Raw genomic sequence first — 19,311 nt, 5'->3', positions numbered from 1 at the left:
CCCATCCGTTCGTGGTGAGCCGGGCCTTCGCCGACTTGAGCCATCTTGCGAGCCATCATGGAGGCCCGTGTCGAACCACGGCCTCACCGCCGCCGGTTGCGCCTTGCTTGGACGAAGCAAGCCAGTCACCCGGGCATCAAGGAAGAAGATCAGTCGTATACCTGCCGACGGTGGGCCACTCTGAGTACAAGGATGGTCAAGACGTGATCATCGAGATCGCAGACGATCCGATAGTCACTTACCCGGTAGCGCCATAGGGTGGAGAACTGGCCCTTCAGCGGTTTGCCGAGCTGGCGCGGGTCGGCGATGGTCATCAGCCGCTGCTCCATGTAGGTGCGTATGCGTTGTCTGGTCTGCGGGTCCAACTGACGGATCTCCTTCTGGACCGAACTTGCGTATTCAACCTTCCACTTCATGCCAGAACGCTTCGTGGCTCAGGGTCTCTTCCTCACCCTGACGGATGCGCTCCAGGGTGCGCTCCGCCAGGTAGACATCTTCCAACTCGTCGAGGTTGTCTTCGATCAGCTTGCGCAGATAGAAGGCCTTGGAGCGTCTGGTGGCCTCGGCCAGGTGGTTCAGGCGTTGTTCCGTCTCGATCGATAGGCGAATGCTGGTGGCCATGTCGTGCTCGGAGTGAGTGAATACATGCATTCAATGTATCCTCTTTCAGCCTTCGGTGATAGCTCTGGTGAGTGTCACGAGGGTGGTTCGAGCACCATCGCCTCGCGCTTTCACTCATCGGCATCCGGGCGCCTGCGGTTGAGCCCGTGCTTGGCCAGTTTGCGCACCACGCTCGGCTGGCTGATGCCGAGGCGTCGAGCGATGGCGCGGGTGCCGCCGCCCTGGGTGAGGGCGCGTTCGAGCAGCCGGCGCTCGGTGGCGTCGAGCGCGGTGGCGAGATCGAGGCTCTCGGTCTCGAGCTCGTCGAGCGCCGGTGGCGGGGCAGGGTCGGCAGTCGGCGGGGAAGAGGGCGCGAGAGCGGTGTCCCCGGCCAGGCAGAGGCGTTCGAGGTGGTTTTCCAGTTCGCGTACGTTGCCGGGCCAGGCGTGGCTCATCAGGTAGCCCCACTGGCGTGCGTCCAGCGACAGCTCCAGGCCGTAGCGCTGCTTGAGCCGCGCGCGCTGGCGCTCGACCAGGGCGGGAATCTCCTCGCGCCGCTCGCGCAGCGGCGGTATCCAGGCGGGCACTACGTTGAGCCGGTAGTAGAGGTCGAGCCGGAAGCGCCCTTCTTCGACCTCTCTGGCAAGGTCTCGATGGGTCGCGACGATCAGCCTGAAGTCCAGCTGGCGCGCACGGGTATCGCCCAGGCGCATCACCATGCCGTCCTGGAGCACCTTGAGCAGTTTGGACTGCATGCCGAGACCGAGCTCGCCGATCTCATCGAGGAACAGGGTGCCGCCGTCGGCCTGTTCGAGCAGCCCCGGCTTGCCCTGGCGCGCGGCGCCGCTGAACGCGCCGGGCAGATAGCCGAACATCTCCGACTCGAACAGGGTCTCCGGGATCGCTGCGCAGTTGACTTCGACGAACGGGCCACCGGCCCGCTCGCTCTGGCGGTGCACCTGCCGGGCCAAAGCGGTCTTGCCGACCCCGGATTCGCCGAGCAGCACGATGCTGGCGCGGGTGGCCGCCACCCGCGCCAGCAGCGTCACCAGCCGGCGCATCGCTGGGCTCGAGGCTTCTATCCCCTCGAGCGTCGGCGGCTGTTCGGGTTCGCGCAGCTGGGCATCGAGCTGGCGTTGGAGCTCGGCGTACTCCTGCTCGAGGTCGGTGAGGTCACGCGAGCGGCTGATCACTCGTACCAGCCTGCCGTCGACCCGCACCGGATAGGCTTCGGCGAGCACCCGCCGTCCGGTGGGCGTGGTTTGCAGCACCTGTTCGGCGCGCTGGCTCGCCAGCACCTTGCGTGTCACCGAGGGGGCGAATACGCCCTGCGCCTCGAGCGTATGCACGTTGCTTTCGCTCAGCGCCTGCATCGACAGGCCATAGACCGCGCAGGCGCTGGGGCTCGCACGGAGGATTCGCCCGCTGGCATCGGTCAGTACCAGGTGATCGTGCGAGGCCTCGAACAGTACCTCGAGCGTCGCACTGTCGATGGATGCGGTGGTGGTCGGCATGGCACCTTCTCAGTGATTCGATTCAATACTGGATCAATGATTCATCAACGTATCGGCAAAACGCCGCCGCTGATACCTATTTGAATCGGAGTTGACTCAAGTAGTTGATTTAAAACGACTCGAAGGTTGGCACGCTTCCTGCTGGATAAGAACAACAAGACCAAATACAGGAACCCCCCATGACCGCTTCGACCTCCCACGATTTCAACCAGCCGCTCGGCGGCAATGAAATGCCGCGCTTCGGCGGCCCGGCGACGATGATGCGCCTGCCGACCCAGGCGGACGCCCGCGGGCTCGATGTCGCCTTCGTCGGCATCCCGATGGACATCGGCACGTCCAACCGTCCCGGCACCCGCTTCGGGCCGCGCCAGATCCGCGACGAGTCGCGCATGCTGCGTCCGTTCAACATGGCCACCCGGGCCGCGCCGTTTCAGTCGTTGCAGATCGCCGACATCGGCGACGTGCCGATCAACACCTTCGATCTGAAGAAGAGCGTCGAGATCATCGAGCGCCACTACGATGGGATTCTCGCCCATCCCTGCGTGCCGCTGACGCTGGGCGGAGACCACACCCTGACCCTGCCGATCCTGCGGGCGATGGCGAAGAAGCACGGGCCGGTCGGGCTGATCCACGTCGACGCCCACGCCGACGTCAATGACCAGATGTTCGGTGAGAAGATCGCCCACGGCACGCCGTTCCGGCGCGCGGTCGAGGAGGGGCTGATAGATCCCCAGCGGACGGTGCAGATCGGCCTGCGTGGCACCGGCTACGCCGCCGATGAGTTCGATTGGGGGCGTGACCAAGGCTTCATGGTGGTGCCCGCCGAGGCGTGCTGGCACAAGTCGTTGACCCCGCTGATGGCCGAGGTCCGTGCCAAGCTCGGCAGCGGCCCGGTCTACTTCTCCTACGACATCGACAGCCTCGATCCCGCCTACGCCCCGGGCACTGGCACGGTCGAGATCGGCGGGCTGACCATTCCCCAGGCGCTGGAGATCATCCGCGGCGCCTACGGGCTCGAGATCGTCGGTGGCGACCTCGTCGAGGTCTCGCCGCCTTACGACCCGCACGGCCAGACCGCGGTAGTCGCTGCCAACCTGCTGTTCGAAATGCTCTGCATCCTGCCGGGTGTCATTCGCCGATGACCCGCGTGGACGAAGTGCGAGCGGCGCCAAGCGGCGGTTGAAAGCAGGAAGGCTCGCGCGAGGCATTCGATGCTCGTCGTACCGGATGTCCCTTCGCGGGTTTGGAGTCCTCTAGGTTCCTCGCGGCCCCGCCGCACCGCCAATGCACCACCACCCGATGACTGTCGGGGGTGAATAACGGGGTCTGCGTGCCTGCGCCGGCCTTATAAAAATCGTGATAGGTGCTGGAGAAACACATGAGCCACGCGACGCGTATCGAAACCTTCGGGGTCGAGCAGATCCCCGACAGCCAACGCGATGCCACCCCCATCGATCTGTTCCGGCTGATCTTCGGCGGTGCCAACACCTTCGCCACCGCGGTACTGGGCAGCTTCCCGGTGCTGTTCGGCCTGTCGTTCCAGGCCGGCGTGTGGGCGATCGTCCTCGGGGTGACGGTGGGCGCGCTGATTCTCGCCCCCATGGGTCTGTTCGGGGCGCTCAACGGCACCAACAACGCCGTGTCCTCCGGTGCCCACTTCGGCGTGCATGGGCGCATCGTCGGCTCCTTCCTGTCACTGCTCACCGCCGTGGCGTTCTTCTCGCTGTCGGTGTGGAGCTCCGGCGATGCCCTGGTCGGCGGCGCCAAGCGGCTGATCGGCCTGCCGGAAAACGACCTGACCCTGGGCCTGGCCTACGGGCTGTTCGCCGTGCTGGTGCTGGTGGTGTGCATCTACGGGTTCCGCTTCATGCTGTGGGTCAACAAGATCGCGGTATGGGCCTCGAGCCTGCTGTTCCTGCTCGGTCTCTTCGCCTTTGCCGGGGCTTTCGACGCGGGCTACCCCGGCATCGTCGGCCTCGAGCAGCCGGGCTTCTGGGCGGCGTTCATCGGCGCCGCGCTGCTGGCGATGAGCAACCCGGTCTCATTCGGCGCCTTCCTCGGTGACTGGTCGCGCTACATCCCGCGGCACACACCCAAGCGGCGCATCATGCTGGCAGTGCTCGCCGCCCAGGCCGGCACCCTGATCCCCTTCCTCTTCGGCCTGTGCACCGCCACCCTGGTGGCGACCCTGGCGCCGCAGTACATCGAGGCCAACAACTACGTCGGCGGCCTGCTGGCCATCTCGCCCACCTGGTTCTTCCTGCCGGTGTGCCTGATCGCCGTGATCGGCGGCATGTCCACTGGCACTACGGCGCTGTACGGCACCGGGCTGGACATGTCGAGCCTGTTCCCACGGCTGATGAGCCGCGCCGTCGCCACCCTGCTGATCGGCGTGGCTGCGATCGCCTTCATCTTCATCGGCCGCTTCGCCTTCAACCTGGTGCAGAGCGTGTCGACCTTCGCCGTGTTGATCGTCACCTGCACCAGCCCGTGGATGGTGATCATGATCCTCGGCCTGGTCGTGCGCCGTGGCTGCTATCACGCCGATGACCTGCAGGTGTTCACCCGCGGCCAGCGTGGTGGCCGCTATTGGTTCCACCACGGCTGGAACTGGCGCGGCCTCGGTGCCTGGATTCCCAGCGCGGCGGTGGGCCTGTGCTTCGTCAACCTGCCCGGCCAGTTCGTCGGCCCGTTGGGCGAGCTGGCCAGCGGCATCGATGTCAGCCTGCCGATCACCCTGGGCATGGCCGCCGTGCTCTATCTCGCCCTGCTCAACCTGTTCCCCGAGCCGGCCAACGTCTACGGCCCCGCCGGACCGCGCTGGGTACGCCGGGAAAGCACCGCGGCAGCCACGCCCACCAGCAAGCCCGCGGCACGAGTATGACCATGAACACGCCTCACTACATCGCTGGCCGCTGGGCCGCAGGCAAAGGCACTGACATGCTCAGCGTTTTCGATCCATCCATCGCCCAGCCTTTCGCCGAGCTGCGTGCCGCCAGCACGGGCCAGGTCGACGAGGCCGTGGCTGCCGCTCGCCAGGCCCTACCCGCCTGGAAAAACAGCGCACCGGACGAGCGTGCCCGCTACCTGCGTGGCTTCGCCGAAGCCATCGACGGGCAACGCGACGCCCTGGTCGAGCTGCAGATGCGCAACAATGGCAAGCCGCGCCGCGAGGCCGAGGTGGACATCGACGATGCCGTGGCGACCTTCGCCTATTACGCCGATCTCGCCGAACGCCTGATCGAGCAGCAGAGCCGCCAGGTCGCCTTGGCAGCGTCCGGCTTCAGCTCGCACACGCGGCTGGAAGCGATCGGCGTGGTTGGCCTGATCGTGCCCTGGAACTTCCCCCTGGTGACCAGTGCCTGGAAGATCGCCCCAGCCCTGGCGGCCGGTTGCACCCTGGTGCTGAAACCTTCCGAGGTCACCCCGCTGATCGAGCGGACCTACGGCCAGATAGCCGACCAGCTGGGCCTGCCCGCGGGTGTGCTGAACATCGTCGGCGGCAAGGCTGAAGTCGGCGCGGCGCTGAGCGCCCATAGCGGGCTCGACAAGCTCTCCTTTACCGGCAGCAATGCCGTGGGCAGCCGCGTCATGCATAGCGCTGCCGAGCATTGCCGGCCGGTGACGCTAGAGCTCGGTGGCAAGTCAGCGATCATCGTGTTCGACGACTGCGATCTCGACCAGGCCATCGAATGGATCATCGCCGGTATCTGCTGGAACGCCGGACAGATGTGCTCGGCGACATCGCGCCTGCTGGTTCAGCAGGGCATTGCCGATGCGCTCTTGCCCCGCCTGGCCGAGGCGCTGGACGCGCTGCGGGTCGGCAGCCCGTTCGACGAAGAGATCGACATGGGCCCGCTGAGCAGCGCAGCGCAGTGGCGCAAGGTCAGCGAGTACCTCGCCATCGGGCAGGAGGAACGGCTGAACTGCCTGGCCGGCGGCACGCCTCTGGAACGGCCGGGCTGGTTCGTCGCGCCGACGCTCTATGCCGGCGTGCCTACCGAAAGCCGGCTATGGACCGAGGAAATCTTTGGCCCGGTACTCTGTGCCCGGCGCTTCGACAGCGAAGCAGAGGCGATAGCCCTGGCCAACGACAGCCGCTTTGGCCTGGTCGCCACCGTCGCCAGCGCTGACCTGCAGCGCGCCGAGCGGGTCGCCGCGGCGCTGGAGGTCGGCCATGTGTGGATCAATTCGATCCAGGTGGTATTCGTCGAGACCTCCTGGGGTGGCACCAAGGGCAGCGGCATCGGTCGCGAACTCGGCCCCTGGGGGCTGGCCGCCTACCAATCGGTCAAGCACGTGACTCGCTGTCTGGGTTGAAGCCGCTGCTTGCGCGGCCAAGCCTTCGACATTGGTCGCCTATGACCCGCTGGTTGGCGGTATGCTGGTGCCACTGCTCGGCGCGCTGTCCAGCATGATCCAGCCGGACCGGGGGCCAAACCATCGCTAGTGACCAAGGAGAGGCATCATGAGTGCCGAATTCACTTTCACCCCGCAGGCAGCGCGGCTGCGCGAGCGGGTCGGCGGCGCCGAGTGGGAGGCGCGCTGCCAGCTCGCCGCGCTCTATCGGCTCATCGCCTACTATCGGATGACCGACCTGATCGACACCCACCTGACGCTCAGAGTGCCGGGTGAGCCTGGTCACTTCTTGATCAACCGCTACGGTGTGCCGTTCGAACGCATGCGTGCCTCGACCCTGGTCAAGATCGATCATGAGGGCCAGGTGGTCGACGCGCTCGAGCCAGGGGCGAAGGTCAACGTCGCGGGCTTCGTGATCCACTCGGCGATCCACGCCGCACGCCCCGACCTGGATTGCGTTATCCACACCCATACCGCCGCCGGGATGGCGATAGCGGCCCAGGCCGAGGGGCTGCTGCCGATCACCCAGCATGCGCTGAAGTTCTACGGCCATCTCGCCTACCACCAGTACGAGGGCATCGCGCTGGACATCGCCGAGCGGGAGCGCCTGGTCCGCGATCTCGGCAGCCACAACGCGATGATCCTGCGCAATCACGGGCTGCTCGCCGGCGGTGCCGACGTCGCCTGTGCGTTCATGGAGATCTATTTTCTCGAACGTGCCTGCCAGGCCCAGGTCCAGGCCCTCGCGGGCGGCCGCCCGTTGAACCTGCCGAGCGAGGAGGTGTGTCGCCATACCGCCGAGCAGTTCCAGGCTGAAGGCGAGCAGGAGATCGCCCAGCTCGCCTGGCAGGCCGCGCTCGAGCTGATCACCGATCAGCGCGAGGACTACTGTTCATGAGCCGAGTCGCACTGGTTGGGCGCGGTGCGACGCTTTCGTCGCTCGCAGCGCAGCTGCCGCGGGTCGACCCTTCGATCGAGGTGGTGACGCTGGCGCCGGGCGAAACCCTCGACGATGCCGAAATCGCGCTGTGCTGGTATCCGCCGCCGGGCAGTTTCGCCAGGCTGCCTCGGCTGCGCCTGGTCCATTCGATCGCCGCCGGCTGTGACCACCTGTTCGCTGACCCGAGCCTGCCGGCGCAGGTGCCGATATGCAGAATGGTCGACCCCGACCAACGCCTGGGAATGACCGAGTTCGTGCTCTGGGCCGTGCTCCACTACCACCGCCGCCTGGATCAGGTATTCGCCGATCGCGCTCGCCACCGCTGGCACTGGCCGGTGCAGCGCGAGGCCAGTGGCTGCAGGGTCGGGGTGATGGGCCTCGGCGCGCTCGGCGCCCACGCCGCCCAAGCGCTCGCCGCCCAGGGCTTCAGCGTGCGCGGCTGGGCGCGCAGCGCCAAGCGCCTCGATGGCGTGGCCTGCTTCGCCGGCGAGGAGGCGTTCGACGCCTTTCTCGACGGCCTCGATATCCTGGTCTGCCTGCTGCCGCTCACCGAGGCGACCCGCGGCATCCTCGGCCGCGCGACCTTCGCCCGCCTCGCCCGGGATGCGGCGGTGATCAACCTGGGCCGCGGCGAGCACCTGGTTCGCGATGATCTCCGCGCCGCCCTCGACCAGGGCCAGCTGCGCGGCGCGCTGCTCGACGTCTTCGAACGCGAGCCGCTGCCCGAGGATGACCCGCTGTGGCGGGATCACCGGGTGATCATCACCCCGCACATGGCCTCCGCCTCAAGCCTCGACACCATCGCCGCCCAGGTCGTCGCCAACATCCACCGGCTCGAACGGGGCGAGGCGCTGCTCAACCGGATCGATCCGTCGCGGGGCTACTGAGCGGCGAGGTTCGACTCAGTCCTGCTTGTCGAGGGCCCAGAACACCGGCACCGGCGCTTCGAGCACGCCGCTGAGCACGTTGCGATACGCCGTCGCGGTCCTGATCTCGCTCTTGTGCCAGGTGGCGACGAAGATGCTCCAGCCGCCCTGGGCCGGCCGTGCGGTGCGCGCGGCACTGGTTGAGGAAGTGCTCATCGAAGCGGCGGGCGTTGGCCATCCGCCTCGGCCAGCGCTCGTTCGCACTCCACCGCGAAATGCAGCGCCGCCCGGCCGGCGTCGAGCCTGGGTCCTTGCTCGATATGCGCCTCGAAATAGGCGAGGTAGCGCTCGCGCTCGAGGGTCTCTAGCTGCCGCCCGTGCATGCGTCGAGCCAGCCGCCGCCGGGAACGCTATCGAGGTGGGAGCCGACCAGCACCGCCTGGGTGACACCGGGCATCCGGCCGTGGACGTTGCCGACCGAGTCGAGGCGCGGCTCGAGCCCGACCTGTGACATCCGCTCCATCAGCCAGCGCCGGGCCGCCATGTCCGCGTCCGAGAGCGCGATACGCGTAAGCCCCGCGCCGCTGGCGCCGATCTTCGCCAGCGCACGCAGATCGTTGATCACGTTGTCGGTGACGATCTTCATCGGCTCAGGCTCCGCGCGCTCCATCCGTGGCCGTCGCCTTGCGCAGCGCAAGGCCTGCGAGGAAGTAGGTGATCGCATAGACGATCACCCGGTACATCACCGCCGAGCCCGGCGGAATGCACAGAAACGAAAGCCCGGCGCAGCCTCTTCTGCCGACCTCATGAGCGATGCGGATCGCCTCGTAGTCGGTCATCCCGATCGGTTCGGCCAGCTCGCCGAGCAGGTCGCCCTCGGCTGGCCCGGCGCCGCCCAGCACGTCCATGTCGAAGTGGGCATATACCGCGTCGGTGCCGTTCCAGGCCTGGTCGAGGTTGTCGATCACCCCCTCGATCCCGAGCTCGGTGCGGATCTTCCACATCGGCATGAAGTTGCAGCCCTCGCGGACGAAGCGCCGGACCACTTCGGGGTCTTCGAGCATGCCGCGCTCGCCGATCTCGACCAGGTTGGGAATGCTGAAGTTGGGACAGTCGCGGTAGAGCTTGTCCTTCCAGTTGGTCGAACCGGCGATATGCGGGCTCATCGTCGCCCAGTCGTAGGGCCACGCATCCCAATGGGTATCGAGGCTGACCATCCCGATCGGCCCCGCGTGGCGCTCGGCGACCGGGCGGCCGATGGCGTAGGAGGCGCAAGGTGAGTTCTGCCCGACCACCAGCGGCACCGCGCCCGCGTCGAGCGCTGCCCGGACCTTGCGCTCGACCGCGGCCTGGGCCTCGAGGATGCGTTCGACGGTGCCTTCGTAGCTGGCCTCGAGCGGCAGATCGACATCGCCGTAGTCGACGACCTTGAGGTGCTCGAAGATGTCGAGATCGAACTCCTGCACGTAGCCGCCGCGATAGCGTATCGATTGCTGGCGGATCCTGGTGGTGGCGGTGAGCCACTCGGCCTTGTCGACGCCGCTGTACTTCTTGCCCCATCCGGCAGCGAAAGGTGCGCCGATGATGACCACGTCAGCGCCCTCCAGGTCCTCATCGCGAATCGCATAGGGCACGCCGAGGAAGGTCGGCATGTCCTCCCTGATCCTCGGGAAGTGGGTACTGCGCCAGTGCTTGCCGGCAAGGGTCTGTTCCCAGCTGGGGTAGTGCGGCATTAGGTGTTCTCCTCATCGCAGTTCGGGGTGATCGCAGTCAAAGGCTCGCCGGGAAGTCGCGCAGGTTGGGCTGGTCGACGAAGCGTCCTCCCTCCAGGTAGGCGCCGACGATGCGGTCGAGCTGGCCCGACATCAGTAGGTCCTGGAGGGCGATGTCGAATACGGACTTGAGCTCCGCGTTGCCCTGTTTCACCGTCCAGGCGATCGGCAGGAAGAACACCGGATCGTCGGCGAACAGCACCTTGACGCTGGGCTGCTGCGCGGCGAACTGAGAGGCCGTGAAGGCATCCTCGAAGCTCACGTCGGCACGACCCGAGACCACTTCCATGAAGCCGGCGGTGAGGTTGCCGGTGGCCAGGGAGACCAGCTGGGCCTCGGGGATCGAGCGGCGGACGAAGTCCTCGGCGGCGGTGCCTTGGATCACCGCGATGCGCACGCTGGGATCGTTCATCTGCTCGATCGAATCGAAGCGGGTATCGTCCTTGCCGACCATCGCCACGCTGCCGAGGTAGAAAAGCGGACGGGTGAAGTCGACCGCCATCGCGCGCTTGACCGTGGCGAAGGTGGCGGCGATCGAGACGTCGAACTGATCCGACTGCAGGCCGGCGACGAAGTTGGCCCAGGTGGTTTCGATGAAAACCGGCTCGACCCCCATCTGGTCGGCGATGTTGCGTGCGATGTCGACATAGAAGCCGGTCAGCTCGCCGCTGCGTGGGTCCTTGGCCGTGCCTGGCGGCGAGGGTACGTAGCCGATGCGCAGCTCGCCTCGTTGGGTGATCCGGGCGAGCTCACCCGCCGCCTGCACAGGCGCGGCGCTGGCGAGCATGGTCAGCACCATCAGCGCGATGGTGAAGAGAAGGTTGAGGCGTTTCATTCAGCGGGCTCCGTTATGGTTGTGGTGGCCGTGATGACGCAGCACGCGGGCGAGGAATGCCCGTGTTCTTGGGTTTTCCGGTGAGACGAACAGCCGCTCGGGGGCGTTCTCCTCGACGATCCGGCCGTCCTCCATGAACACCACGCGCGTTGCGACCTCGCGGGCGAACTCCATTTCATGGGTGACGATCAGCATGGTCATGCCCTCTTCGGCGAGCTGGCGCATCGTCGCCAGCACTTCTCCGACCAGCTCGGGGTCGAGCGCCGAGGTCGGCTCGTCGAACAGCATCAGGCTCGGGCGCATCGCCAGGGCGCGGGCTATCGCCACGCGCTGCTGCTGCCCGCCGGAGAGCCTGGAGGGGCGCTGGTCGCGTTTGTCGAGCAGACCGACCTTGTCGAGCAGCCGCTCGGCCCGCTCGATAGCGCTCGCCCTAGGTTCATGGAGGACCTGGATGGGGCCCTCGATCAGGTTGTCGAGCACACTCATGTGGCCGAACAGATTGAAGTTCTGGAACACCATGCCGATGCGCGCGCGCTGGCGGTTGATCACTCGGTCCGAGGCCTCGCGGCGTTTTCCCGCGGCCTCCCGGTAGCCGACGCACTGTCCCTCGAAGCGCACTTCTCCCTGCTGGTAGGGCTCGAGGAAGTTGATGCACTTGAGCAAGGTGCTCTTGCCCGAGCCGCTGGGGCCGATGACGGCTACCACATCCTTGGTGGCGATCTCGAGGTCGATCTCGTCGAGCACCGTATGCGCGCCGTAGGCCTTGGTCAGTTGTTTGATGCTGAGCACGATGAAGCCTCCCAGGGGTCAGGCGCTTTGGCGCATGCGGTTCTCGAGCCGCCTGGATAGCCAGATCCAGGGGAAGGTGATGACGAAGAAGACCAGCGCGAGGAAGGTGTAGACCTCGAGCGGGCGATAGATCGTGGCGATCAGGTTGTTCGACTCCTGCAGCAGTTCGTAGACGGCGATCATCGAACCCAGGGTCGAGAGCTTCATCAGGTTGGCGAACTCGTTGATGAACGGCGGGATCATCTTCTCGATCGCCTGCGGCAGGATGATTCGCCTGAGCATCTTGATGTAGGGCATGCCGATCGCTCGGGCGGCCATGAACTGGCCACGGTCGACCGCGTTGATCCCGGCGCGGACGATCTCGGCGATGTAGGCGCCGGAGTGGATGCCGAGTGCGACGATGACCGTGGCGGTGGCGTCGAGCTTGAAGCCGAACAGGATCGGGAAGCAGTAGTAGAGCCAGACGATCTGCACCAGCGCGGGGGTGGCGCGGAAGAATTCGACGTAGATCGAAAACGGCAGGCGCAGCCACGGCGAGCGCGCGGTGCGCATCACGCCCACCGGCAGCCCGATGAGAAGGCCCAGCACGGTGGCGCCGAGCGTGATTTCGAGCGTCGCCAGCGCGCCTCGAGCGAACACCGGCCAATAGTTGTAGATGAGGTGGAACTGCCATTCGTACTGCATCGATGCGTCCTCGCGTTAGTTGTCGTTGTCGCTTGGAGGGCTGGTTGTATCGATGGAACCTGGCTTTGGTCTGCGCTCTACTCGAAGTGGTGGGAATCAGAAGGTGGCAGGGGTATTGACCCAATGGATCCGCGCAGTGCCTTCGCCGATGTTCTCGTAGCCATGGGGCTCATGGCTCGAGAAATGGAAAGCGTCGCCGCGGTTCAGCACGTGCGCCTGGTCGCCAAGGGTGAGCAGGATGGTGCCCTCGAGCACGTAGCCGACCTCCTCGCCGATGTGGTTGATCTGCCCATCGCTCTTCGCCCCGGGTGGGATAATATGGATGTGCGCTTGGAGCAGGCTGCCGCGCGATGCGCCGTCGAGCCGTTCCAGGCGCACGCCGTTGGAGGGATCGAACTCCGAGACCAGGCGCTCCCCCTGCCGCAGGATCGGCCCGCTTGCCGAGGCCGTACCGATCAGGTCGGAGACGTTGGTGTTCACCGCCATCGCCAAGCGATGCAGCATCGCAAGCGATGGCATCACCAGGCCGCGCTCGACCTTCGACACTTGGCTTTCGGAGCAGTGGGCTTTCTCCGCCACCGCCTTGAGCGTCAGCTTGTGCGCCAGGCGCGCATGGCGCACTCGCGCGCCCAGCTCGTCGCCGTCGAGATCGGCGACGTGGGCCGACCCGGTATCCGTAATGCTCATCGATAACTGCCTCGCGCTAACTGAATGACGACGGCATGGAGACGGTTTCCTTTTAGGCAAGTGAGCGCCAGCTGGGGAAAGTCTTGTATGCCCAGTCAAGTAACTTGATTTTAATGAAAGCAATTGTCATGCCAGGACGAGATGCCCGGCGATCCGGCGCTTTACAGAGGTATCGAGCTTAAAAACTGCACGGTCTTGGCGCGTGCAAGGACGGGGAGTGAGTTGATCTGGCGCGAGGCGGCGCTCAGCGTCGGTCGAACAGCTCGACGGCGCGCACCGACGCGCCGTCGTCCAGGGCAAGCGCGAGCGCGGTGGTCGCATCGACCACCAGGCTGCCCCGCTCGAGCTTCGCCGGGGCGGCGGTGATCCGGCAGTCGGCGAACCGGCGGTTGTGGAGCAGCCACGGCACTGCGTCTTCACCCGCGGGGCCGACCCTGAGCGGCACGGTGATACTCTCGCGCACGCTGCGCAGGCCTGCGATATCGCCCTCGAGCACGGGACCGGCATCGAAGATGTCGACGTAGCCCGAGTAGCGCAGTCCCTCCTCCTCGAGCATCTTGAGCGCAGGCGCGGTATGGGGGTGCACCTTGCCGATCACCGCCTGTGCCTGCGCCGAGAGCATGAAGGTGTAGATCGGCAAGCGCGGCATCAGCTCGGCGATGAACGAGCGCTCGCCGGTGCCGGTGAGGTAGTCGGCGGCGGAGAAGTCCATCGCATAGAAATGGCGCCCGAGGCTCTCCCAGAAGGGCGAGATACCGCGCTCGTCGCTGACCCCGCGCATCTCGGCGATCAACCGCTCGCCGAAGTGGTCGAGGAATTCGGCCAGGAACAGGAAGCGGGATTTCGATAGCAGCCGGCCGTTGAGCCCGCGCCGATGGTTGGGGTGAAGGAACAGCGAGCAGAGCTCCGCGCGTCCGCACAGGTCGTTGGACATGAACAGGATCGGCAGCCGGCTGGTCACCCCGAGCGCGCTCGAGGCGCTGACGCTGAGCCCGACCCGATAGTTGTACCAGGGCTCATGGCTGCCGACCGTGGCCTCGATGCCGCACATGCCGACCACTTCAGAGCGTTGGGCGTCCTCGAGCACGAACAGATAGTCGGCTTCTTCACGTGGCACCCGGCCCGCGAAGCTGGCCTCGGCCGCCTCGACCCGCTGGGCGAGGCGGTGCTGGTCGGCGGGCAGAGAGGTCAAGCCGGTGCCGGCACTGCGGGCAAGCCGCAGCAGCGCATCGAGATCCTGCTGGCGAACCGGGCGGACGATCATCGCTCGCGCTCCTTTGGTGGGGTACGGTACCGGCGGCTCATGCGACCGTCAGCCGGTCGCCCCGCGCCAGGCCCAGCGCCGCGGCGCTCTGCGCATCGAGCCGGGCCTGCCCAGGGGCGAATTCGTCGACCGCGGCGAACATCGCGCGAAAACCGGCCAGCCGGGCGTTGCTGATCAGCCGCTCGGGCGCGCGGATCGATGCTTGCTCTATTTTCACCAGTTCCAGCGTGCGCTTGGCGCAGAGGGTACGCATCCGCGCGAAGCGCCCGACCAGGCTGGGCCCGGTGTCGAAGACATCGAAATAGCGACTCTTCTCCAGCCCCTCCTCGAGCAAAAGCCGCTCGGTGGCGCGAGCGCGAGGGTGGCTGACCCCGATCGCCTCGCGCACCGACGCCGGCATCAGCGACTCATAGAGCGGATAGAGCGGCAGCAGCTCGGATAAGAACAGCCGATCACCACGGCTGCACAGCTGCTCGGCGCGCTCGAGCTCGACACCAAAGAAGTGCCGCCCGATCGCCTCCCAGAAGGGAGAACGGCCGCGCGCATCGACCATACCCGGCAGCTCTGCCACCAATTCATCCGCGAACCGCCCCGGATGGCAGGCAGCGAACGCCAGCCGCCCACGCAGCGCCAGTTCGAGCAATGGCGGGTCCGTGGTAACCAGGTGCTGACGGGTCAATCGCGTAGCGCCAGCGAGGTCGTGACAGACGCTCAGCGCACTCGCCCGGCTGCGCTTGTCGAGCGCGACCGACGCATGGACGAAGGTATCCCGGCGCAGGCTGTAGAACGGCTCGATCCGCTCACCCACGTCCTCGAGCCCGGCGCAGCCCACCGTCTCGCCCGCCAGCGTGTCGAGCATGAACAGATGAGTACCGCCGCGCTCGTCGCCATCGAGAGCTAAAGCCCTCAACGAGGCCTCGAGCAACGCACCGAGCCGCTGGTCATCGCCAGGCAGCGCATCGACCCCGAGACTCGCCGCCGCTTTGAAACGCCCGAGCGCCGGCAGATCGGCCTCATCGGCCGGGCGCAGCAGGTAGCGTGCAGGCGATGCGCTCATCGAACGGTTCCTGGACTAGAGGATGAATCATTCTCGCCATTTCTGGCCGAGAAGGAGTGTTCACCATTTTAGGCCGCGCGAGGTGACGTGCGTCCATTCTCCATCTCTCTCGTTTGGAATGAATCGCACTCGAACTCACACATGTGCTTGATGCACTTGGCAATGTTGGCGTGAATGGCGGCGTGAGGATTGTATAAGACAGTAACGAAATGTATCCTCTAGCACTTTAATGAGAATGTTTCTCTTTATGGTTGCTCGCTAGGATCCATCCTCCGCTAGCTTGGCGGTAGCGTTACTGCTCGATCTCCCTTCTGCTCAATTGATGGAATCACCGCATGTCGAATCGTATGGCCTCTTCATCGAGGGGGATGGCGCTCGCTTGTTTTTTATCGGCCGTGGCAAGTGCAGCGCACGCCCAGACCAGCCCCATCGACCAGGACATCATCGAGCAGCGCCAGCGATCACTATTGGATGACGCGCGTCGGCAGCGCGAATCGCTGCAACGGAGCATCGAGATCAACCCCGAGGCGACACCGATGGAGGCGCCCGAGGGGGCTCCAGCCATCACTGTAGGTGACAATGACTATATAGTCGGTGCCAATCCGAGAGGGAGAATAAAGTGAGAATCATAAGGCTGAACGCAGAGTACTTTTGTTATCCACTGTGGGAAAAAACGCCCGGATTGGATCCTGGAGATATCAACCCTAATGATCTTCCGCTGTCAGATGTTTTGAAGCGGGACATTATCGAATGGGCGGAGGTTTATAATTCAAGCTTCAATTCCGCTGATCCTGCGAATTCTGCATTTGATAGCCCTGATACCGATATCTGGTTCGAGCAGGAGAAAAAGAGGATATTGCGGGAATTGAAAAGAGAACTGGGGCCAGAGTTCAAGGTATTTACAAATGATGAAGATTTAGCAGCAGAATGAGAGTCGCCAAGCCGCGAATGCGGGCCCGCCAGGAAATGATGCTGATGCTTCAAAGTTCTGCGGCCTGCGACACCTGAATCCCGCTTGGAATCCAGGTGCCCCGCTTCTATTTAAATCACGATCAGTTTAAGGAGATTGCCCAGAGACTTGATCGTTGCACAGAAGCTGGTTGTTTCGAACGGGAGATCGGCCGTGCCAAGCTACTGAGCGAGCGCCAGGATTTTGATGTCCTTCAATTTTGCGCTGCCCAGTCATCGCGTTGCGGCGAGGCCGTGATTTCCTTGATGGTTTCTCCATTTGAAGGAATTGGACTCAAGAGCTCTGAAGCAAAGAAATACCTGTCAGAGCTGATGTGGGAGAATCCTGGTAAAAATGAGGCGTTTGCAACCGCTGCCGCTGGACGAGGTAGCCACGATCTCGTTAATCAACTTGATTCCGGTAGAAGGCTGGATGAGGAAAAAATAGCTCTCGCAGAGTCGACTCTTTCTACGATAATTTCATGGGGCGGATAGAGGCGTGTATTCAATTGCTCCTTCAAGAGCTACCTCTCCCATTGTTCAAGATGGAGGCGTAAGTTTTATTTCCATTGCTCTGATGGAGGAGCATATAATTCTGCAAGAATACCCTTGTCGGGAAATACTTTGAACTCGCCTATTGTCATTAAAGAATTAACCTCTGATGGATCGAAAATTTCAGATGGGGGGAAGTTTAAGACAGAATCCATAACACTCCCAAATGGACAAAAGAAACAAATACATTTTTATAAAAATATAATGACTGGGGAGTTGAATTTGAACATAGATTTCAAGGTGAAAGGAGAAATACAATGATTGTAGCAAAAGAAAAAAATGGAATACACAATTCAGCCACATGGATTCCACTTGAACAAGAACTTGTCGTGTTGTCTATTCAGGTTCATCCAGCGCAAGGGATTTTTTACATCTTATGGTCTGATTATCAAGAAAGCGTTGCCATGTTTTCTGCGAACGATTTTTCAATCGTCGATAACAGGTTGTCTAACAGGTGGGTTCTTAGTATGACAGAAGACGGGGGAATGATCTTATCTCCGTCTGCCTGGTTAGAAAACGATTTTTGGAACAATTACCATGAAGAAGATCCTGTAGCAAACGAGATATTTCAAAGAGAATTTGAGTTAATGGTCAAAGAATGGGATGGAATGGATTTACCCTCATCAAATCGGAAACAGCCGCCCGTTGATTAAATGAGTACGAGACCCATTTCCGCGAGAGGGCAACTTCTACCGCCGCCTGAGAACAGCGTTATCAATGATCAAGTGAATCACCTAACCCATTCGATATGGTGTTGCCATGATTCATTGCCATTATCACTGCTCTGCTTAAGACTGAACCGCCATCATGCTGATGCGTACTCACCGCTCGATTCCGGCCATCGCGCGGCAATTGGGATGTGCGCCCTGCACCATCTCAGGGGAACTGGCACGCCATACGATCAGGCCTGACAAGGGGTATGATGCCAGTCTTGCCGGTTTCCGGGCCCAACTGACCCGCCGCTGGCCTCGCCGTCGACCCAAGTCTCACACGAAGCGATCTGTAACGCGCTCTACGCCATGCCTCGTGGCTCGCTGAAGGAGGAGCTGATCGTCTGTCTCAGGCAGGGCGAAGGTAAGCGATGTCCGCGCAGTCGGGGCAAGGGTCGGCGGCAACAGATTCCAGACTTGGTCAGCATCCATCTGCGGCCTCCTGAGATCGAAGATCGCCTGATGCCTGGCACTGGTAGATAGACCTCTTTATTGGCGCCAACAATCGCTCTGCTGTCGGTACGCTGGTAAAGCACACCAAGTGACGGGTGAATCCTGGCGAAAGTAGATAGAACCACCGCCACAGCGGCGGCAGTTGTCTTCGGTGATAAGCTCGATGAGGTGCCGCGGGCCTTGCGCCTGCCCATGAACTTCGACCAAGGCAGAGAGATGGTGAAGTATGCCGAGATCACTCAGAAGACCGGTACCGCGATCTACTTCGCTGATCCGCATAGCCCATGGTAGCGGGGCTCCAATGAGAACACCAACGGGTTGCTGCGGCAGCAGCTGCCAAAGGGCACGGACCTATCGGTCTACAGCCAGGAAGAGCTCGACGCCATCGCTGACTCACTGAACACACTGCTTCGCGAGACGCTGGGCTAGCGAACGCCGCTGGAACTCTTCGCCGAGGTGCTCAAGAAGTCGGTCCCCCGGCCCGAGCACCCTTCAATAGCGTTGCGCTTGGAACTTGAGACCGCCGTCAGTTAAATTTTGAGAATTTTATGAGTGTAAGTGATCGGGTTGAATTTTTTGGCGCGTCTTTAAAAGACAGGCTGGATCCACTATTGATTAATTACGCATTGGAGTATATAGATCACTTGAAAAATGTTTTAGCGTTTTAAGTGTATGTGGTTATATTGCTGATCATGATGATGTCTTGAAAAATAAGATCAAATTATGTAAGTGGTTAAGGATTTTGGATTGGGACTAACCGGAGGATATATAATGCTTGATAATAAAAGGGACCATTAAGGAATAGTGCCAAACATTTATATGTACAAATAAGACGGGATAAGATATACCATAGCCATCACTGTAGGTGATAATGGCTATATAGTCAGCGCCAATCCAAGAGGGAGAATAAAATGAGAATCATAAAGCTGGACGCAGAGTACTTTTGTTATCCGTTGTGGGAAAAAACGCCCGGATTGGATCCTGGAGAGATAGATCCTAATGATCTCCCCCTGTCAGATGACTTGAAGCGAGATATTATAAAATGGTCGATGGTTTATGATTCAAGTTTCAACTCTGATTATCCTCCGGATTCTGCATTTGATAGCCCTGATATCGATATCTGGTTCGAGCAGGAGAAAAAGAGGATATTGCGGGAATTGAAAAGAGAACTGGGGCCAGAGTTTAAAGTCATCATACATGGTGAGGATCCAGCAGCAGAATGAGAATTGCCAAGTGACGAATGCGCAGTCCATCAAAAAATGACGCTGATGCTTCAAAATT

General features: G+C 62.7%; 23 protein-coding genes and 1 pseudogene. 11 read left to right on the top strand and 13 right to left on the bottom strand.

Translation table 11 applies throughout. The features are described from left to right. Window positions 1–149: 149 nt before the first annotated feature. From Q376_RS0114475 to Q376_RS0114465, 3 genes are all read right to left on the bottom strand, one after another. Window positions 150–416, bottom strand: a complete 267-nt coding sequence (locus Q376_RS0114475; RefSeq protein WP_027350904.1) for a type II toxin-antitoxin system RelE family toxin — start codon at window positions 414–416, stop codon at window positions 150–152. Then, the gene (relB, locus tag Q376_RS0114470) at window positions 400–651 is read right to left on the bottom strand and encodes a type II toxin-antitoxin system RelB family antitoxin (RefSeq protein WP_245598968.1); all 252 of its coding nucleotides are present in this window, start codon (window positions 649–651) and stop codon (window positions 400–402) included. Before relB ends, Q376_RS0114475 begins: the two co-directional genes overlap by 17 nt. A gap of 80 nt (window positions 652–731) precedes the next feature. Further along, window positions 732–2,114 (bottom strand): sigma-54 interaction domain-containing protein, encoded by a 1,383-nt coding sequence (locus Q376_RS0114465; protein WP_027350902.1) that lies wholly within the window; start codon window positions 2,112–2,114, stop codon window positions 732–734. Window positions 2,115–2,293: 179 nt separating this feature from the next. Here Q376_RS0114465 and speB point away from each other — a divergent pair, with 179 nt between their 5' ends. The 5 genes from speB (at window position 2,294) to Q376_RS0114440 (ending at window position 8,300) form a co-directional block, all read left to right on the top strand. Continuing rightward, window positions 2,294–3,256 carry an agmatinase gene (gene speB, locus Q376_RS0114460; protein ID WP_027350901.1) on the top strand — a complete coding sequence of 321 codons (963 nt, stop codon included), beginning with the start codon at window positions 2,294–2,296 and terminating at the stop codon, window positions 3,254–3,256. Window positions 3,257–3,492: 236 nt separating this feature from the next. Continuing rightward, on the top strand, window positions 3,493–4,998 hold the full coding sequence (locus Q376_RS0114455; RefSeq protein WP_027350900.1) for a purine-cytosine permease family protein: 1,506 nt from the start codon (window positions 3,493–3,495) through the stop codon (window positions 4,996–4,998). Window positions 4,999–5,000: 2 nt separating this feature from the next. After that, window positions 5,001–6,434 carry an aldehyde dehydrogenase family protein gene (locus Q376_RS0114450; RefSeq protein ID WP_027350899.1) on the top strand — a complete coding sequence of 478 codons (1,434 nt, stop codon included), beginning with the start codon at window positions 5,001–5,003 and terminating at the stop codon, window positions 6,432–6,434. Window positions 6,435–6,582: 148 nt separating this feature from the next. Further along, a complete protein-coding gene (locus Q376_RS0114445; RefSeq protein ID WP_081803581.1) occupies window positions 6,583–7,371 on the top strand; it encodes a class II aldolase/adducin family protein in 789 nt (262 codons plus the stop codon). Beyond that, window positions 7,368–8,300 (top strand): 2-hydroxyacid dehydrogenase, encoded by a 933-nt coding sequence (locus tag Q376_RS0114440; RefSeq protein ID WP_027350897.1) that lies wholly within the window; start codon window positions 7,368–7,370, stop codon window positions 8,298–8,300. Before Q376_RS0114445 ends, Q376_RS0114440 begins: the two co-directional genes overlap by 4 nt. A gap of 15 nt (window positions 8,301–8,315) precedes the next feature. Here Q376_RS0114440 and Q376_RS0114435 read toward each other — a convergent pair whose 3' ends face one another. The 10 genes from Q376_RS0114435 to Q376_RS0114390 form a co-directional block, all read right to left on the bottom strand. Continuing rightward, window positions 8,316–8,495, bottom strand: a complete 180-nt coding sequence (locus tag Q376_RS0114435) for a hypothetical protein (protein ID WP_027350896.1) — start codon at window positions 8,493–8,495, stop codon at window positions 8,316–8,318. Then, window positions 8,492–8,662 carry a hypothetical protein gene (locus tag Q376_RS24925; RefSeq protein WP_155834369.1) on the bottom strand — a complete coding sequence of 57 codons (171 nt, stop codon included), beginning with the start codon at window positions 8,660–8,662 and terminating at the stop codon, window positions 8,492–8,494. The genes Q376_RS0114435 and Q376_RS24925 overlap by 4 nt, the downstream gene beginning before the upstream one ends. Next, the gene (locus tag Q376_RS0114425; RefSeq protein ID WP_155834368.1) at window positions 8,644–8,925 is read right to left on the bottom strand and encodes a hypothetical protein; all 282 of its coding nucleotides are present in this window, start codon (window positions 8,923–8,925) and stop codon (window positions 8,644–8,646) included. Before Q376_RS0114425 ends, Q376_RS24925 begins: the two co-directional genes overlap by 19 nt. Before the next feature lie 4 nt (window positions 8,926–8,929). Continuing rightward, window positions 8,930–10,012 (bottom strand): arginase family protein, encoded by a 1,083-nt coding sequence (locus Q376_RS0114420; protein WP_027350894.1) that lies wholly within the window; start codon window positions 10,010–10,012, stop codon window positions 8,930–8,932. A 37-nt stretch (window positions 10,013–10,049) separates the two neighbouring features. Then, complete coding sequence (locus Q376_RS0114415) at window positions 10,050–10,886, bottom strand: substrate-binding periplasmic protein (protein ID WP_027350893.1); 837 nt, start codon at window positions 10,884–10,886, stop codon at window positions 10,050–10,052. After that, complete coding sequence (locus Q376_RS0114410) at window positions 10,887–11,675, bottom strand: amino acid ABC transporter ATP-binding protein (RefSeq protein WP_027350892.1); 789 nt, start codon at window positions 11,673–11,675, stop codon at window positions 10,887–10,889. It lies immediately after the preceding gene. Between the two features lie 18 nt (window positions 11,676–11,693). Further along, window positions 11,694–12,359: an amino acid ABC transporter permease gene (locus Q376_RS0114405; protein ID WP_027350891.1), complete on the bottom strand. Its 666-nt coding sequence runs from the start codon at window positions 12,357–12,359 to the stop codon at window positions 11,694–11,696. A gap of 96 nt (window positions 12,360–12,455) precedes the next feature. Further along, a complete protein-coding gene (locus tag Q376_RS0114400) occupies window positions 12,456–13,046 on the bottom strand; it encodes a helix-turn-helix domain-containing protein (RefSeq protein ID WP_043448083.1) in 591 nt (196 codons plus the stop codon). A gap of 244 nt (window positions 13,047–13,290) precedes the next feature. Next, entirely contained in the window at window positions 13,291–14,310 is a 1,020-nt protein-coding gene (gene astA / locus Q376_RS0114395) for an arginine N-succinyltransferase (protein ID WP_027350889.1), read from the bottom strand. A 37-nt stretch (window positions 14,311–14,347) separates the two neighbouring features. Continuing rightward, the gene (locus tag Q376_RS0114390) at window positions 14,348–15,367 is read right to left on the bottom strand and encodes an arginine N-succinyltransferase (RefSeq protein ID WP_027350888.1); all 1,020 of its coding nucleotides are present in this window, start codon (window positions 15,365–15,367) and stop codon (window positions 14,348–14,350) included. A gap of 335 nt (window positions 15,368–15,702) precedes the next feature. Here Q376_RS0114390 and Q376_RS0114385 point away from each other — a divergent pair, with 335 nt between their 5' ends. The 6 genes and pseudogenes from Q376_RS0114385 (at window position 15,703) to Q376_RS24905 (ending at window position 19,253) form a co-directional block, all read left to right on the top strand. After that, entirely contained in the window at window positions 15,703–15,990 is a 288-nt protein-coding gene (locus Q376_RS0114385) for a hypothetical protein (RefSeq protein WP_043448080.1), read from the top strand. Beyond that, window positions 15,987–16,298 carry a hypothetical protein gene (locus Q376_RS24920; protein ID WP_155834367.1) on the top strand — a complete coding sequence of 104 codons (312 nt, stop codon included), beginning with the start codon at window positions 15,987–15,989 and terminating at the stop codon, window positions 16,296–16,298. The genes Q376_RS0114385 and Q376_RS24920 overlap by 4 nt, the downstream gene beginning before the upstream one ends. Before the next feature lie 95 nt (window positions 16,299–16,393). Further along, entirely contained in the window at window positions 16,394–16,810 is a 417-nt protein-coding gene (locus Q376_RS24915) for a hypothetical protein (protein WP_155834366.1), read from the top strand. A gap of 314 nt (window positions 16,811–17,124) precedes the next feature. Further along, a complete protein-coding gene (locus tag Q376_RS24910) occupies window positions 17,125–17,520 on the top strand; it encodes a hypothetical protein (protein WP_155834365.1) in 396 nt (131 codons plus the stop codon). 330 nt (window positions 17,521–17,850) lie between these two features. Then, window positions 17,851–18,459: pseudogene (locus tag Q376_RS25425) on the top strand (IS30 family transposase); the annotation flags it as partial. Between the two features lie 482 nt (window positions 18,460–18,941). Then, on the top strand, window positions 18,942–19,253 hold the full coding sequence (locus Q376_RS24905) for a hypothetical protein (protein ID WP_155834364.1): 312 nt from the start codon (window positions 18,942–18,944) through the stop codon (window positions 19,251–19,253). The last annotated feature ends 58 nt before the right edge of the window (window positions 19,254–19,311 follow it).

It is taken from the genome of Halotalea alkalilenta DSM 17697 (assembly GCF_000621205.1).
Lineage (GTDB): Bacteria > Pseudomonadota > Gammaproteobacteria > Pseudomonadales > Halomonadaceae > Halotalea > Halotalea alkalilenta.
The sequence above is the reverse complement of the archived record's forward strand: the minus strand, read 5'-3'. Positions and strand labels throughout refer to the sequence as shown.

Bases quoted from the DNA above. Each gene is read 5' to 3' on its own strand.
- Q376_RS0114475 (WP_027350904.1), bottom strand. From the start codon at position 416: ATGAAGTGGAAGGTTGAATACGCAAGTTCGGTCCAGAAGGAGATCCGT.
- relB (WP_245598968.1), bottom strand. From the start codon at position 651: ATGCATGTATTCACTCACTCCGAGCACGACATGGCCACCAGCATTCGC.
- Q376_RS0114465 (WP_027350902.1), bottom strand. From the start codon at position 2,114: ATGCCGACCACCACCGCATCCATCGACAGTGCGACGCTCGAGGTACTG.
- speB (WP_027350901.1), top strand. From the start codon at position 2,294: ATGACCGCTTCGACCTCCCACGATTTCAACCAGCCGCTCGGCGGCAAT.
- Q376_RS0114455 (WP_027350900.1), top strand. From the start codon at position 3,493: ATGAGCCACGCGACGCGTATCGAAACCTTCGGGGTCGAGCAGATCCCC.
- Q376_RS0114450 (WP_027350899.1), top strand. From the start codon at position 5,001: ATGAACACGCCTCACTACATCGCTGGCCGCTGGGCCGCAGGCAAAGGC.
- Q376_RS0114445 (WP_081803581.1), top strand. From the start codon at position 6,583: ATGAGTGCCGAATTCACTTTCACCCCGCAGGCAGCGCGGCTGCGCGAG.
- Q376_RS0114440 (WP_027350897.1), top strand. From the start codon at position 7,368: ATGAGCCGAGTCGCACTGGTTGGGCGCGGTGCGACGCTTTCGTCGCTC.
- Q376_RS0114435 (WP_027350896.1), bottom strand. From the start codon at position 8,495: ATGAGCACTTCCTCAACCAGTGCCGCGCGCACCGCACGGCCGGCCCAG.
- Q376_RS24925 (WP_155834369.1), bottom strand. From the start codon at position 8,662: ATGCACGGGCGGCAGCTAGAGACCCTCGAGCGCGAGCGCTACCTCGCC.
- Q376_RS0114425 (WP_155834368.1), bottom strand. From the start codon at position 8,925: ATGAAGATCGTCACCGACAACGTGATCAACGATCTGCGTGCGCTGGCG.
- Q376_RS0114420 (WP_027350894.1), bottom strand. From the start codon at position 10,012: ATGCCGCACTACCCCAGCTGGGAACAGACCCTTGCCGGCAAGCACTGG.
- Q376_RS0114415 (WP_027350893.1), bottom strand. From the start codon at position 10,886: ATGAAACGCCTCAACCTTCTCTTCACCATCGCGCTGATGGTGCTGACC.
- Q376_RS0114405 (WP_027350891.1), bottom strand. From the start codon at position 12,359: ATGCAGTACGAATGGCAGTTCCACCTCATCTACAACTATTGGCCGGTG.
- Q376_RS0114400 (WP_043448083.1), bottom strand. From the start codon at position 13,046: ATGAGCATTACGGATACCGGGTCGGCCCACGTCGCCGATCTCGACGGC.
- astA (WP_027350889.1), bottom strand. From the start codon at position 14,310: ATGATCGTCCGCCCGGTTCGCCAGCAGGATCTCGATGCGCTGCTGCGG.
- Q376_RS0114390 (WP_027350888.1), bottom strand. From the start codon at position 15,367: ATGAGCGCATCGCCTGCACGCTACCTGCTGCGCCCGGCCGATGAGGCC.
- Q376_RS0114385 (WP_043448080.1), top strand. From the start codon at position 15,703: ATGTCGAATCGTATGGCCTCTTCATCGAGGGGGATGGCGCTCGCTTGT.
- Q376_RS24910 (WP_155834365.1), top strand. From the start codon at position 17,125: ATGATTGTAGCAAAAGAAAAAAATGGAATACACAATTCAGCCACATGG.
- Q376_RS24905 (WP_155834364.1), top strand. From the start codon at position 18,942: ATGAGAATCATAAAGCTGGACGCAGAGTACTTTTGTTATCCGTTGTGG.